The organism is Pseudothauera hydrothermalis (assembly GCF_003345255.1).
GTDB lineage: Bacteria > Pseudomonadota > Gammaproteobacteria > Burkholderiales > Rhodocyclaceae > Pseudothauera > Pseudothauera hydrothermalis.
The window spans coordinates 2,788,030-2,801,219 of the sequence record NZ_CP029331.1 but is presented as its reverse complement, the minus strand read 5'-3'; the positions used below and the strand labels follow the sequence as shown (position 1 = coordinate 2,801,219).

The 13,190-nt window shown below is 61.6% G+C and carries 15 protein-coding genes; 10 read left to right on the top strand and 5 right to left on the bottom strand.

The window, feature by feature from the left end:
* Position 1 precedes the first annotated feature (1 nt).
* Genes atpB through DIE29_RS13335 form a run of 8 tightly spaced genes read left to right on the top strand, consistent with a single transcriptional unit; the run spans position 2 to position 6,560 of the window.
* Positions 2 to 847 (top strand): F0F1 ATP synthase subunit A, encoded by an 846-nt coding sequence (gene atpB, locus DIE29_RS13370; protein ID WP_102042796.1) that lies wholly within the window; start codon positions 2 to 4, stop codon positions 845 to 847.
* Positions 848 to 907: 60 nt separating this feature from the next.
* Positions 908 to 1,153: a F0F1 ATP synthase subunit C gene (gene atpE, locus DIE29_RS13365; RefSeq protein WP_002925444.1), complete on the top strand. Its 246-nt coding sequence runs from the start codon at positions 908 to 910 to the stop codon at positions 1,151 to 1,153.
* Positions 1,154 to 1,196: 43 nt separating this feature from the next.
* Positions 1,197 to 1,670 carry a F0F1 ATP synthase subunit B gene (locus tag DIE29_RS13360; protein ID WP_108080816.1) on the top strand — a complete coding sequence of 158 codons (474 nt, stop codon included), beginning with the start codon at positions 1,197 to 1,199 and terminating at the stop codon, positions 1,668 to 1,670.
* 3 nt (positions 1,671 to 1,673) lie between these two features.
* Positions 1,674 to 2,210, top strand: a complete 537-nt coding sequence (locus DIE29_RS13355) for a F0F1 ATP synthase subunit delta (protein ID WP_102042794.1) — start codon at positions 1,674 to 1,676, stop codon at positions 2,208 to 2,210.
* Between the two features lie 12 nt (positions 2,211 to 2,222).
* The gene (gene atpA, locus DIE29_RS13350; protein ID WP_102042793.1) at positions 2,223 to 3,761 is read left to right on the top strand and encodes a F0F1 ATP synthase subunit alpha; all 1,539 of its coding nucleotides are present in this window, start codon (positions 2,223 to 2,225) and stop codon (positions 3,759 to 3,761) included.
* Between the two features lie 21 nt (positions 3,762 to 3,782).
* Positions 3,783 to 4,652 carry a F0F1 ATP synthase subunit gamma gene (gene atpG / locus DIE29_RS13345; RefSeq protein ID WP_102042792.1) on the top strand — a complete coding sequence of 290 codons (870 nt, stop codon included), beginning with the start codon at positions 3,783 to 3,785 and terminating at the stop codon, positions 4,650 to 4,652.
* A 26-nt stretch (positions 4,653 to 4,678) separates the two neighbouring features.
* Positions 4,679 to 6,079, top strand: a complete 1,401-nt coding sequence (atpD, locus tag DIE29_RS13340) for a F0F1 ATP synthase subunit beta (RefSeq protein ID WP_102042791.1) — start codon at positions 4,679 to 4,681, stop codon at positions 6,077 to 6,079.
* A gap of 55 nt (positions 6,080 to 6,134) precedes the next feature.
* The gene (locus DIE29_RS13335) at positions 6,135 to 6,560 is read left to right on the top strand and encodes a F0F1 ATP synthase subunit epsilon (protein WP_102042790.1); all 426 of its coding nucleotides are present in this window, start codon (positions 6,135 to 6,137) and stop codon (positions 6,558 to 6,560) included.
* Positions 6,561 to 6,630: 70 nt separating this feature from the next.
* Here DIE29_RS13335 and DIE29_RS13330 read toward each other — a convergent pair whose 3' ends face one another.
* Genes DIE29_RS13330 through DIE29_RS13315 form a run of 4 tightly spaced genes read right to left on the bottom strand, consistent with a single transcriptional unit; the run spans position 6,631 to position 9,331 of the window.
* Complete coding sequence (locus tag DIE29_RS13330) at positions 6,631 to 7,275, bottom strand: ubiquinone biosynthesis accessory factor UbiJ (RefSeq protein ID WP_237269466.1); 645 nt, start codon at positions 7,273 to 7,275, stop codon at positions 6,631 to 6,633.
* A gap of 3 nt (positions 7,276 to 7,278) precedes the next feature.
* Positions 7,279 to 8,106, bottom strand: a complete 828-nt coding sequence (locus DIE29_RS13325; protein WP_102042789.1) for a Tim44 domain-containing protein — start codon at positions 8,104 to 8,106, stop codon at positions 7,279 to 7,281.
* Positions 8,107 to 8,125: 19 nt separating this feature from the next.
* Positions 8,126 to 8,863: a bifunctional demethylmenaquinone methyltransferase/2-methoxy-6-polyprenyl-1,4-benzoquinol methylase UbiE gene (ubiE, locus tag DIE29_RS13320; RefSeq protein ID WP_102042788.1), complete on the bottom strand. Its 738-nt coding sequence runs from the start codon at positions 8,861 to 8,863 to the stop codon at positions 8,126 to 8,128.
* A 45-nt stretch (positions 8,864 to 8,908) separates the two neighbouring features.
* The gene (locus tag DIE29_RS13315; protein ID WP_102042787.1) at positions 8,909 to 9,331 is read right to left on the bottom strand and encodes a gamma-butyrobetaine hydroxylase family protein; all 423 of its coding nucleotides are present in this window, start codon (positions 9,329 to 9,331) and stop codon (positions 8,909 to 8,911) included.
* A gap of 173 nt (positions 9,332 to 9,504) precedes the next feature.
* On the opposite strand from DIE29_RS13315, the gene phoB reads away from it, so the two are divergent.
* Positions 9,505 to 10,215, top strand: coding sequence for a phosphate regulon transcriptional regulator PhoB (gene phoB / locus DIE29_RS13310; RefSeq protein ID WP_102043311.1), 711 nt, complete (start codon positions 9,505 to 9,507; stop codon positions 10,213 to 10,215).
* A gap of 14 nt (positions 10,216 to 10,229) precedes the next feature.
* Entirely contained in the window at positions 10,230 to 11,546 is a 1,317-nt protein-coding gene (gene phoR, locus DIE29_RS13305; RefSeq protein WP_102042786.1) for a phosphate regulon sensor histidine kinase PhoR, read from the top strand.
* 11 nt (positions 11,547 to 11,557) lie between these two features.
* Here phoR and DIE29_RS13300 read toward each other — a convergent pair whose 3' ends face one another.
* Positions 11,558 to 13,159: a hypothetical protein gene (locus tag DIE29_RS13300; protein ID WP_114650124.1), complete on the bottom strand. Its 1,602-nt coding sequence runs from the start codon at positions 13,157 to 13,159 to the stop codon at positions 11,558 to 11,560.
* Positions 13,160 to 13,190: the final 31 nt, after the last annotated feature.

The following is a 13,190-nucleotide window of genomic DNA, read 5'->3' as shown; positions in this document are numbered from 1 at the left end:
CATGGCTGGAAACGCTCCCACTGCATCCGAATACGTCATTCACCACTTGACGCACTTCAACAATACCGGTCACGCCCAGGAGGCTGTAGTCGATTGGAGTGTGATCAACCTCGACTCGATGTTCTGGTCGATTTCGCTCGGTCTGCTGACCGTTTTCCTGCTATGGCTGGCCGCGCGCAAGGCCACCTCGGGTGTGCCGGGGCGCTTTCAGGGTTTCGTCGAGCTGCTGGTCGAAATGGTGGCCGATCAGGCCAAGGGGATCGTGCATAGCGCCGAGTCGCGCAAATTCGTCGCGCCGCTTGCGCTGACCGTGTTCGTGTGGATCTTTTTCATGAATTTCATGGATTTGATCCCGGTCGATCTGCTGCCGCGGCTGTGGGAAGGCGTGGTGGCGGCCAGCGGCGGCGATCCGGCGCATGCCTACATGCGCGTGGTGCCGACTGCCGACCTCAACGTTACCTTGGGCATGTCCTCGGGCGTGCTGCTGCTTTGCCTGTACTACAACGTCAAGATCAAGGGTGTTTCCGGCTGGGTGCATGAGCTCTTTACCGCGCCCTTCGGTGCGCATCCGTTGCTGTGGCCGGTGAACTTCGCCATGCAGATCATCGAATTCCTGGCCAAAACCATCTCCCACGGCATGCGGCTGTTCGGCAACCTCTATGCAGGTGAGCTGCTGTTCATCCTGATCGCGTTGTTGGGTGGCACGGCGACCGTGTTCGGCTTCATCGGGCATCTGATCGCCGGCTCCATCTGGGCCATCTTCCACATCCTGATCATCGTGCTGCAGGCGTTCATCTTCATGATGCTGACCTTGGTCTATGTGGGTCAGGCGCACGAAAGTCACTAAGTTTCTCTTTACGCTGTACTTGGTTTTTTAAACTCACCAACCTCTATACAAGGAGTCGTCATGGAAAACGTTCTGGGTTTCGTTGCGCTGGCCGCCGGTCTGATCATTGGCCTGGGTGCTATCGGTGCTTGTATCGGTATCGGCATCATGGGTTCGAAGTATCTGGAAGCCTCCGCCCGTCAGCCCGAGCTGATGAACGCGCTGCAAACCAAGATGTTCCTGCTGGCCGGTCTGATCGACGCGGCCTTCCTGATCGGCGTCGGTATCGCCATGATGTTCGCCTTCGCCAACCCGTTCCAGCTCTGATCGGTTCGGTTCATCCCCTTAACGCAACAGAGGGAACGGAACAGTGAATCTGAACGCAACCCTGATAGCTCAGCTCGTTGTGTTCTTCATTCTCGGTTGGTTCACGATGAAGTTCGTGTGGCCGCCGATCGTGAAGGCACTGGACGAGCGCGCGAAGAAAATCGCGGACGGGCTGGCGGCTGCGGACAAGGCAAAGGCCGACCTCGTGCTGGCCGAAAAGAAAGTCGTCGAAGAGCTGCGCAAAGCCCGTGAGTCCGCGGGCGATATGCGGGCTGCCGCCGAAAAGCAGGCCGCCAAGTTCATCGACGATGCTCGCGCCGAAGCCGCACGCATCATCGCCAAGGCTCGTGAGGAGGCCGAAGCCGAAGCCGGCGCTGCGGCACAGCGTGCCAAAGAGGCTCTGCGCGAGCAGGTCGCCCAGCTTGCCGTGGCCGGCGCAGAACGCATTCTGCGGCGGGAAATCGATGCCAAGGCCCACGCCGAACTGCTCGCCAACCTGAAACAGGAATTGCAATAAGTCATGGCCGAGAACGTCACCATCGCGCGCCCCTATGCGGATGCCGCCTTCGAGCTGGCCCGTGGGGCAGGTGCGCTGGGGCCTTGGTCGGAAGCACTGGATCGGTTGGCTGTCATTGCCGCCGATCCGCAGATGCGGGACTGCATTGCCGACCCCAAGCTGACCGATGACCAGTTGATCGAGCTGGTGCTGGGTTTGGCCGGGGATGGGCTGTCCGCCGAACTGCAGAATTTCGTCCGTGTCCTCGTGGCCAACGAACGCCTGCAGCTGCTTCCGGAGATCCGTGACCTGTTCGTTCAACTGAAAAACGAACATGAAGGCGTCCGGGAGGCCCAGATTGCCTCCGCCTTCCCGCTCGACGATGCCACGCTGTCTCAACTCAAGAGCGATCTCGAAGCACGCTTCAAGACCAAGCTCGATGTCAAAGTCAGCGTGGACCCCGAATTGATCGGTGGGGTCCGCATCGCCATCGGCGACGAAGTGATCGACGCCTCGGTCCGCGGCAAGCTCGCGAACATGGCCGCTGCGCTAAAGAACTAGGAGCATACATCCATGCAACTCAACCCCTCTGAAATCAGTGATCTGATTAAGAGCCGGATTCAGAACCTGCAGCTCGCCGCCACGTCGCGTAACGAGGGCACGGTGGTTTCCGTCACCGACGGTATCTGCCGCATCCACGGTCTCACCGACGTCATGCAGGGCGAAATGCTGGAATTTCCCGGCAACACCTTCGGCATGGCGCTCAACCTCGAGCGCGATTCGGTCGGTGCGGTGGTGCTTGGCGAGTACGAGCACATCACCGAAGGCGATACCGTCAAGGGCACCGGCCGCATTCTCGAAGTGCCGGTCGGTCCTGAACTGATCGGCCGCGTAGTCAACGCGCTGGGTCAGCCTATCGACGGCAAGGGGCCGATCAACGCCAAGCTCACCGACAAGATCGAGAAGGTCGCGCCGGGTGTGATCGCCCGCCAGTCGGTGTCCCAGCCGGTGCAGACCGGCTTGAAATCGGTCGATTCCATGGTGCCGATCGGTCGCGGCCAGCGCGAGCTGATCATCGGCGACCGCCAGACCGGCAAGACCGCAGTGGCTGTCGACACCATCATCAACCAAAAAGGCCAGGACATGTACTGCGTGTACGTGGCCATTGGTCAGAAGGCGTCGACCGTTGCCAACGTGGTCCGCAAGCTGGAAGAAAACGGTGCGATGGAATACACCATCGTGGTGGCCGCAACCGCTTCCGAATCGGCCGCGATGCAGTATCTGGCCGCCTATGCCGGCTGCACGATGGGCGAATACTTCCGCGACCGTGGCATGGACGCGCTGATCGTTTATGACGATCTGACCAAGCAGGCGTGGGCTTATCGGCAGGTATCGTTGCTGCTGCGCCGCCCGCCGGGCCGTGAAGCCTACCCGGGCGACGTTTTTTACCTGCACTCCCGTCTGCTCGAGCGCGCTGCCCGTGTGAACGCCGATTACGTCGAGAAATTCACCAAGGGCGAAGTCAAGGGCAAGACCGGCTCCTTGACCGCGCTGCCGGTCATCGAAACCCAGGCCGGTGACGTGTCCGCGTTTGTGCCGACCAACGTGATTTCGATTACCGACGGCCAGATCTTTCTGGAGACCGACCTGTTCAACGCCGGTATCCGTCCTGCGATCAACGCCGGTATCTCGGTGTCCCGCGTCGGCGGTGCTGCCCAGACCAAGGTCATCAAGAAGCTCTCGGGCGGTATTCGTACCGACCTGGCCCAGTATCGTGAGCTGGCCGCCTTCGCGCAGTTCGCTTCCGATCTGGACGATGCGACCCGCAAGCAGCTCGAGCGCGGCCGCCGGGTGACCGAGTTGATGAAACAGCCGCAGTACTCGCCGATGTCGGTCGCCGAGATGGCTATCGTCCTTTACGCGGTCAACAACGGTCATTTCGACGACGTCGAAGTCTCCCGAGTGCTGGCCTGCGAAGCGGCGATGTTGCAGCACATCAAGGGCAAGTATCCCGATCTGGTGTCTTCGATCCTCAGCAAGAAAGAGCTCGACGCCGACGGCGAAAAAGCGCTTGCCGAGGCGATTGCCGAGTTCAAGAAGAGCTGGGCGTGATGCCCGGATTGGAGACGGAAAATGGCTGGCGGTAAGGAAATACGCAACAAGATCAAGAGCGTGCAAAACACGCGCAAGATCACCAAGGCCATGGAAATGGTGGCCGCATCCAAGATGCGCAAGGCGCAGGACCGGATGCGGGCTGCCCGTCCGTACGCCGAGAAGATCCGCCAACTCGCCGCGAACCTCTCCCAAGCCAATGTGACCGACTACAAACACCCTTTCCTGGTCCGCAAGGAGCAGCTCAAGCGGGTGGGTTTGATTCTTGTCACCACCGACAAGGGTCTGTGCGGCGGCCTCAATACCAACATCCAGCGCGTGGCCATCAATGCCATGAAAGACTGGGAGGCCAACGGCGCCACCGAAGTGCGGGCTTGCTGCATCGGCAACAAAGGGCTCGGTTTCATGCAGCGGGTGGGCGCGAAGGTCGTCTCGCATGTCGTGCACCTGGGTGACACACCTCATCTGGAAAAGCTCATTGGACCGGTGAAAGTCATGCTGGACGCTTTCCAGAACGATGAGTTGGATGCAGTGTTCATTGCCTACACCCGGTTCATCAACACGATGAAGCAGGAACCGGTGCTGGAGCAATTGCTACCGCTGACCGGGGAGCGGCTCGGAACGCCCAAGGGCTCTTGGGATTACCTCTATGAGCCGGATCCGCAGGTGGTCATCGACGAAATGCTGGTGCGTTACGTCGAGGCGCTGGTTTATCAGGCGGTGGCCGAGAACATGGCTTCGGAACAGAGTGCGCGCATGGTGGCGATGAAAGCCGCCTCCGACAATGCCAAAAACGTCATTGGTGAGCTGCAGCTGGTCTATAACAAGACCCGTCAGGCTGCGATTACCAAGGAACTGTCGGAAATCGTCGGCGGCGCTGCCGCGGTGTAACGGATTATTGATTTAAGGAAACGACGATGAGTCAAGGTACGATCGTTCAGTGCATCGGCGCCGTGGTGGATATCCAGTTCCCCCGTGACGCCATGCCCAAGGTGTATGACGCCCTGAAGCTCGAGGACAGCGCCGACTCGTTTGCCGAGCCGGGGCTTACCTTCGAGGTCCAGCAGCAGCTCGGCGACGGCGTGGTGCGCACCATCGCGCTGGGTTCGTCCGACGGCCTGCGCCGCGGCATGAAGGTTTCCAATACCGGCGCGCCGATTTCGGTTCCGGTGGGCCACGGCACGCTCGGCCGCATCATGGATGTGCTGGGCCGCCCGATCGACGAAGCCGGTCCGATTCAGACCGACGAAGTCCGCGCCATCCATCAAAAGGCGCCCAAGTTCGATGAACTATCTCCCTCGGTGGAACTGCTGGAAACCGGCATCAAAGTGATCGACCTGATCTGCCCGTTCGCCAAGGGCGGCAAGGTGGGTTTGTTCGGTGGCGCCGGTGTGGGCAAGACCGTGAACATGATGGAGCTGATCAACAACATCGCCAAGCAGCATTCCGGCTTGTCGGTGTTCGCTGGCGTGGGTGAGCGTACCCGTGAAGGGAACGACTTCTACCACGAGATGAAAGACTCCAACGTGCTGGACAAGGTGGCGATGGTGTTCGGTCAGATGAACGAACCGCCGGGCAACCGTCTGCGCGTGGCGCTGACCGGTCTGACCATGGCCGAACGCTTCCGTGACGAAGGGCGCGACATTCTGTTCTTCGTCGATAACATCTACCGCTACACCCTGGCCGGTACCGAAGTGTCGGCGCTGCTGGGTCGTATGCCTTCGGCGGTGGGTTACCAGCCGACGCTGGCCGAAGAAATGGGTCGTCTGCAAGAGCGCATCACCTCGACCAAGGTGGGTTCGATCACCTCCATCCAGGCCGTGTATGTGCCCGCGGATGACCTGACCGACCCGTCGCCGGCCACCACCTTCTTGCACCTGGACTCCACCGTGGTGCTGTCGCGCGACATCGCCGCCCTGGGTATCTACCCGGCGGTCGACCCGCTCGATTCCACCAGCCGCCAGCTCGATCCGCTGATCGTCGGCGAGGAGCACTACAACACCGCGCGTGCCGTGCAGCAAACGCTGCAAAAGTACAAGGAACTGCGGGACATCATCGCGATTCTGGGCATGGACGAACTGTCGCCGGAAGACAAGCTCACCGTGGCCCGCGCACGCAAAATCCAGCGCTTCCTGTCGCAACCGTTCCACGTTGCGGAAGTGTTCACCGGTTCGCCGGGCAAGTACGTGCCGCTGAAAGACACCATCGCCGGCTTCAAGGCGATCGTCAGCGGTGAGCTGGATCACCTGCCGGAGCAGGCTTTCTACATGGTAGGCAATATCGACGAAGCCATCGAGAAGGCCAAGAAGCTCCAGTAACCCGCCGGTATCCGCGCGGAGCGCTTGCTCCGCGCGGAATTGATGAGGAAACACTATGGCTATGACGGTACATGTGGACATCGTCAGCGCGGAAGAGCAGATTTTTTCCGGGCTGGCGGAGTTCGTCGCATTACCGGGTGAAGCGGGGGAGCTGGGCATTCTGCCTGGTCATATGCCGCTGATGACCCGGATCAAGCCGGGTGCGGTGCGGGTAAAAGTGCCCAACCAGGCCGAGGACGAGCTGGTGTTCGTCGCTGGCGGCATTCTCGAAGTGCAACCCGGTTTGGTGACAGTGCTGGCCGATACCGCGATCCGCGGCCGCGATCTGGACGAAGCCAAAGCGCTCGAAGCCAAGCGCAAGGCCGAAGAAGCAATGGCCAACCAGACTTCGCAACTGGACTACGCCAAGGCTCAGGCTGAATTGGCCGAAGCCATTGCGCAACTTGCGGCGATCCAGAAGCTGCGCAAGCGCGGTCATTGACCCCGCGTCGACACACATTCAAAAGGCAGCCTGCGGGCTGCCTTTTTTGTGCCGCCTTGCCACCTACCGCTTAGCGCTGCGTCTTGCCGTGGATGCGCGTTTGCAGCCGGTCGATGCGCTTTTCGGTGCGGGCCACCGCGTCGCGCAGCACGCGCAACGCATCGGCAAACTGCTCGTTTAGCGCCCGCGGAACGAGCATCGGTTGCTCTTCAGTGAGGTATTCGACGAGATTTCCGGCAACGCTCTCCACCATGCGCCGCTGCGCGGCAACGATGGCGCGCCCGGTGTTGGCCAGTCGATGGGCGGCGACGTCGCCAAAAATCTGCGCCAGGTCTTCTTCCGCGTCCCAGCGCAAATTACGGAAGACAAACCCCAGGGCGTCGGCAAATTCGGCGTTGCCCTGGATATGAACGCTGCGCAGCGCCGCATCGACCTGTCCCGCGGCAAACTGCCCAAGTGCGGCCAGCTGGAGGGTAAGTACCACGTCAGGGTTGGTTTTCGCGGACGATTGCAGCATGCCCTCTGCGGTCACTTCGAACAGTACACTGTTCGGTTGCGCGTCGAGCTTTGCGAGTAGTCCGGCATGTGGCTGCAGTCGCTGGCGTGCCCAGGGCGCGCGCGATAGCAGGCGGTTGAACACGGTGATGAAGGCGTAGTCGATCATGAAGCAAAAAGGGCGGCTGCGCCGCCCTTCGAGTGCAGTGGCATCGGCCAAAGTTTAGCTCAGTTGTTGAATGCCAGCGATCAGCCAGCCGCGCGTGCCGGACACCGGCTTGGTCAGGTGCCAGATCTCATCGAACGGCGCCGGCGCAGCGTCGACCTCTTCACGCAACAGGCCGCTGTAGCGCACGCTGACGATGTATTGGCCGTTCTCTTCGGCAACCTCCAGTACCTCGGCGTTCAGTTCCACCACGTCAGTGCGCTGCGGCGTACTGCCGCGTTCGGCCAGTTGCATGCGGATTTCGGCAAAGACTTCCGGTGTGGTGAAGGCGCGGATGTCTTCCAAATCGCCCGCGTCATGTGCGGCCTGGAGCCGGATGAATTGCTTTTTGGCTTCCCGTGCGAAAGACTGCGCGTCGAAACCGGCGGGAAAGCGTGTACTGCCTGCCGCTACCGACGGTTCGGCGCCGGTGGGCGCGAAGGTATCGCCGTGTTGCGCGCCAGCGTATTGAAGACGGTTTGCGGTGCCTGCGCTCGTGCGGGTCAGCATGCGGAACACCAGGAAGGCTCCGCCGATCAGCAACAGCATCAGGACCAACGAGGCGAACTCCTCGCCCAGGCCCAGATGCGCAAAGAGTGCGGCCAGACCCAGGCCGGCGGCCAAACCGGCAAGCGGCCCCATCCACGATGACTTGGGCTTGGTTGCCGCAGCATTGGCGGTTTGCGGGGCAGTGGCGGCCGGCGCCCGTGGCGCTGCGGTGGGCGGGGTGGTCTGACGTTGCATGCCGAAGCTGCTGCCGCCGCCCAAGCGTTTGGCCTCGGCCTCGGGAACGGCCAAGCCTATCGCGAACACCCCGAGAACGAATGAGAGCAAAAACTTTTTCATATCGGTTGAATCCCTTGTTTCAAAACTTGTATCCCCGGTGCAGAGCCACAATGCCTGCGGTCAGGTTGAAATAATCGACCTTGCCAAGGCCGGCTTGTTCCATCATGGTTTTCAATTCTTCCTGACCGGGATGCATGCGGATCGATTCGGCCAGATAGCGGTAGCTGTCCGCGTCATTGGCGACTTTCTTGCCCAGCCAGGGCAGCAGCTTGAAAGAATAGAGATCGTAAGCCGGCTCCAGCGGCTTCCAGACTTTGGAGAATTCCAGCACCAGCAGTCGCCCGCCCGGTTTGAGCACACGGCGCATTTCGGAGAGCGCGCGATCTTTGTGGGTCATATTGCGCAGCCCGAAAGCCACGGTGACGCAGTCGAACCAGTCATCGGCAAAAGGCAGCTTCTCCGCGTCGCATTGCGCCACGGGTAACGCAAAGCCGCGGTCGAGCACCCGGTCGCGGCCGACCGCCAGCATGGCGTGGTTGATATCGGTCAGCCATACTTGGCCAGACTCACCCACACGCCGGGCAAAGGCCAGCGAAAGATCGGCTGTGCCGCCGGCGACATCCAGCACGCGGTCGCCTTCCCGTACGCCAGAAACCTGCACGGTAAATGCCTTCCACAACCGATGCAGGCCCAGCGACATCAAGTCGTTCATGATGTCGTACTTGCGTGCAACCGAAGAGAAAACCTGCGCAACCTTCTTGCGCTTTTCCTCTTCGGCCACGGTCTGAAAGCCAAAATGTGTGGTGTTGTCGTCCATGGTCAGCGCTCTTCAATCTGCGGGGCTGCGCCCCGCAAAACGGTATCAACGATGGCGGCCGCAACCGCCTTGGGGCGCGGGCGCAGCGACCGCGGCCGGATCGCGACTGCCACCTTCGCGCGCCAAGCGGGCCAGATAGTCCGCCCACAGTGCCTCCTGTCGGCAGCCAAGGTCGTAAAGATAGTCCCAGGAGTACAGACCGCTGTCGTGGCCGTCGGAGAACACCGGTCGGATCGCATAATTGCCCACCGGCTCGATGTTTATGATGTCGATATCGCGCTTGCCTTGTTGCAGCACCGCCTGACCGGCGCCGTGGCCGCGCACCTCGGCCGAAGGCGAATACACACGTAAAAACTCGAAAGGCAGGCGGAAACTGCGCCCGTCTTCAAAACTGATCTCCAGCACACGGCTGGCGCGATGCAGCGTGATGCCGGTTGGAAAGGGGGTGGTTGGGTCGAGTCCTGCCATGGGTGCACAGCTCCGATCGAAGGTCATCATAATACCCGAATCCCCATTCATCCCTGCTGAGCGCTTAGCAGGCCGGTGGGCGGCGCTCATCGGTCCGCCGTTGCGGGTCGATGACGTGTCATAAAAAGTTCAAGCTGCTGCAATACACTGGCCGCAGTCAAACGGAGCCTGCCATGCCAGCCAATATCTTGCTCGTGGAAGATGAACCGGCGATTCAGGAATTGATCGCCGCCAACCTCGCCCGCGCCGGCCATCATGTGGTGCGCGCGGCGGATGCCGAAACCGCCCAGCGTATCGTGCGTGACGCCTTGCCCGATTTGGTGCTGCTCGACTGGATGTTGCCCGGCATGTCGGGCATCGAGTTTGCAAGGCGCCTGCGCGCCGACGAGCGCACCCGAGAAATTCCGATCATCATGTTGACCGCGCGGGGCGAAGAACAGGACAAGGTGTCCGGACTGGAAATCGGCGCGGACGATTACATCACCAAGCCGTTCAGCCCCCGTGAGCTGGTCGCGCGTATCAAAGCCGTGCTGCGCCGGCGGGCGCCGCAAGCCACCGAAGATGCGGTGACGATCGGCGAGCTGCGGCTGGACCCGGCCACCCACCGGGTGAGCGCCGGCGATCGGCCGGTCAACCTGGGGCCCACCGAATTTCGCCTGCTGCATTTTTTGATGACCCATCCGGAGCGGGTGCATTCGCGCGCGCAACTACTCGACCAGGTGTGGGGCGATCATGTGTTCGTGGAAGAACGCACGGTCGATGTGCATATCCGCCGCTTGCGCGGTGCGCTGGAGCCGACCGGCTGCGACCGCTTCATTCAGACGGTACGGGGCAGCGGTTATCGTTTCTCGGCGCAGGCCGATCACAGCGATACGTCGCGTTGAGTCCCCAGCCCGATATGGCAATCCGGCCGGTTCGATACATTTGGGCGGGCGCACTGGTCACGCTGTTGTCGCTTGCCATGCTGGGGGCCACCGTGACCCTTTTGGCCGGCCTCGATATCGGCCTGGCCTCGATGCTGGTGGGGCTGCTGGTGGTCGGCTGGCATCATTTGCGCTGTATGCAGCAGCTCGCTTTGTGGACCCGCCAGCCGGTCGGCACGCCGGTGCCGCGGGTGCGAGGGGTGTGGGGATTTTTGTTTGCCGATCTGGACCGGCGGGCGAAGCTGGCCTATGACAGCCGCGAACGCCTATCGGCCGCCCTCGAACGATTCCGCGAGGCCAGTCAGGCTATGCCCGATGGCGTGCTTTATCTTTCGGAACATGAAACGATCGAGTGGATCAATCGTAAGGCCGAAGAGCATTTCGGCTTGGACCATGCCACGGATCTCGGCGTGCCGGTGACCAATCTGGTGCGCCAGCCCGAGTTTTGCCGCTACCTTGCCGCAGGCCATTATGCCGAACCGCTGGTGCTGGTGTCGGCGCGGCGCAAAGGGTTGACTTTGCTGGTACAGGTCATTCCCTTTGGTGACGACCAAAAAATGGTGGTCTCACGCGACATTACGCAAATCGAAAAGCTGGAGACCATGCGGCGCGATTTCGTGGCCAATGTCTCTCATGAATTGCGCACGCCGCTGACCGTGGTCAGTGGCTTTCTGGAAACCTTGATGGATGGTTGGGAGGACTTTCCGCGCGAGGATATCGAGCGTTTCATCAAACTTGCGCATGATCAGTCCACCCGCATGCAGCGTCTGATCGAAGACCTGCTGACCCTGTCCGCGTTGGAAACCGGCGCACCGGCGCCGGTCGAAGAGCGTGTGGATGTTGCCGGACTGCTGCGCGAAGTGCACCAGCAGGCTGAACTGCTGTCAGCCGGCAAACATGAAGTGACCCTGGAAATCGATGGCGGTGGCGTGCTGCTTGGCAGCCAGAAAGAATTGCACAGCGCCTTTGCCAATTTGGCCAGTAACGCGGTGCGTTATACCCCGCCGGGCGGCAAGATCCGTCTGCAGTGGACATGTGACGCCCATGGTGCGGAGTTCGCCGTGGAAGACAACGGCATTGGCATTGCGCCCGAACATCTGCCGCGATTGACCGAACGCTTTTACCGTGTGGATCTGGGGCGCTCGCGGGAGACCGGCGGTACCGGTCTGGGTTTGGCGATCGTCAAGCACATCCTGAGCCGTCACCAGGCCGAACTTCATATCGACAGCCGTCTCGGCCAAGGCAGCCGGTTCAGCGTGCGGTTTCCCAAGGCACGTCTGGCGTCGGAGTGAAGCGCACGGCTTCACTGTTTGGCCAAAATCTCGAAGCTGACTTGTTCAAAATTGGGGCCTTGGGCAAGGGATTTGCGTAAGCGGTAGTGCCAGGGGGTGCCATCGCGGAACACCTCGAGCACGCGATTGGGCTGGAACCAGCCCTGCGGCAGCACCAGGGCATCCGCGGTATTGAGTGCAGCCGAGCCCGGCAGCAGAAAAGCCTGACTGTAGGGCGTGCGGTTGCCGGGCTGCAGCGTCAACACACGCGCGGCAATCACCTGTGGCAGTCCGGGCAACACCTGCACACCGGCTTCCATGACGCCATCGTTGCGGTACATCAACCAGCTGATCTGGGCGAGCAGAAAATGCTCCCCATCCGGTGGGCGTATGCCGATCAACTGGTGATGTTCGAGCCGTTCGTGCTCTTGCATCTGCACCAGACGAAAACCGCTGACCGACTGGTCTGCCACCTGCCAACGCACACAGGCAAAACCCAGTGCTTCGGCGCGACGCTCGCGCTCGGCAGCGCTAATCGGCTGAGTCGCCTCGGGGGCGCGCTCGCCAAAGGTGAGCAGGCCGATGTCGCTATGCAGACTGTTGAGACCGTTATATGGTCTGGGCTGTTCGAAGATGCGGCCGGCAACATGGTAGCCAATGGCCAGCCAGTCGCCGCAAAGCGATGTCGTACCTTTAGCGCCACGCCGCGGAAAGCGGCGCCCGGCCGAGCCCAGACCCCAAGGGCGGTAGAGCGAAACCAGCAGACGCGCAGCGGTCGAGGCCGCGGTGTCACGGCCCAGGCCGAGCGATGCCGGGCTGGCGCCCCGCTTCAGTTGTCCGAACGCCGCCTGCATCTGTGCGGCAAGACGGCTGCCATCGAAGCGGCGCACGCTGTCGGTTGCCGGCAACATGCCAAGCGGGCGCAGCGCATGGTCTTGGGAAAAGTCCAAAGCATAGACCGCGTTACGGGAGCGGTCTGGCTGCACGGCGAGGTCGCAATAGGGCGCGAAACGCTGCGCCCATTTACAGATCAGTTTGAACTCGTCCTCAGAGCGGCCGAACGGATTGGCCAGCTCCACCAGCAACACAGCGATATAAGCTTCCAACGGACTTTGTGCGCGCCAGACTTCGTTGAGCGGGTCGCTGACACGGATGCGCAGCTTGCCGCTGCGTTCGGCCAGTGCGGCACAATCGTGCAGATCGAGCCACAGCCCGTTTGGTACGGCCCGGTGTGCGCGCAGGTATTCGAGCAGCGCCAAGCCGGTGTAGTGCAACCGGCGCTGGATGAGCAGCGGCAGTTGTTCGGCCAGCGTGCCATGGGGCGCGTCCTGGCGCGCAATGTGCGCGTAGGAGCGTGCCATCGCCTGCCATAGACCGACCACGCTTTGCAGGGTGTTGTTTTCCTCGCTGTCGGGCGGCAAAGGGTGGGCGGCGTAGCGGCGCGCGCACTCGGCCTGAACCCGGGCGATTGTCTCGCGTGCCGCTTCGAGCACCTCCAGATGCTGGTTGAGCGCCGGCATCGCCTCGAGCAGGCTGCCGACGATGCGGGTAAGCAAAGTGCGGGTACGGTCGACCTCCAGAGGATTCAGTCTGGCGATCTCGGCCAGGCATTCAGCCGGATTGCGGTAGTCCATGATGTGTTCCCTCGGCGAGCCGCGCGGCGCC

Bases quoted from the DNA above. Each gene is read 5' to 3' on its own strand.
- DIE29_RS13325 (WP_102042789.1), bottom strand. From the start codon at position 8,106: ATGAAAAAGTTTTTGCTCTCATTCGTTCTCGGGGTGTTCGCGATAGGC.
- atpE (WP_002925444.1), top strand. From the start codon at position 908: ATGGAAAACGTTCTGGGTTTCGTTGCGCTGGCCGCCGGTCTGATCATT.
- DIE29_RS13355 (WP_102042794.1), top strand. From the start codon at position 1,674: ATGGCCGAGAACGTCACCATCGCGCGCCCCTATGCGGATGCCGCCTTC.
- phoR (WP_102042786.1), top strand. From the start codon at position 10,230: ATGGCAATCCGGCCGGTTCGATACATTTGGGCGGGCGCACTGGTCACG.
- ubiE (WP_102042788.1), bottom strand. From the start codon at position 8,863: ATGGACGACAACACCACACATTTTGGCTTTCAGACCGTGGCCGAAGAG.
- atpG (WP_102042792.1), top strand. From the start codon at position 3,783: ATGGCTGGCGGTAAGGAAATACGCAACAAGATCAAGAGCGTGCAAAAC.
- atpD (WP_102042791.1), top strand. From the start codon at position 4,679: ATGAGTCAAGGTACGATCGTTCAGTGCATCGGCGCCGTGGTGGATATC.
- DIE29_RS13315 (WP_102042787.1), bottom strand. From the start codon at position 9,331: ATGGCAGGACTCGACCCAACCACCCCCTTTCCAACCGGCATCACGCTG.
- phoB (WP_102043311.1), top strand. From the start codon at position 9,505: ATGCCAGCCAATATCTTGCTCGTGGAAGATGAACCGGCGATTCAGGAA.
- DIE29_RS13335 (WP_102042790.1), top strand. From the start codon at position 6,135: ATGGCTATGACGGTACATGTGGACATCGTCAGCGCGGAAGAGCAGATT.
- DIE29_RS13300 (WP_114650124.1), bottom strand. From the start codon at position 13,159: ATGGACTACCGCAATCCGGCTGAATGCCTGGCCGAGATCGCCAGACTG.
- atpB (WP_102042796.1), top strand. From the start codon at position 2: ATGGCTGGAAACGCTCCCACTGCATCCGAATACGTCATTCACCACTTG.
- atpA (WP_102042793.1), top strand. From the start codon at position 2,223: ATGCAACTCAACCCCTCTGAAATCAGTGATCTGATTAAGAGCCGGATT.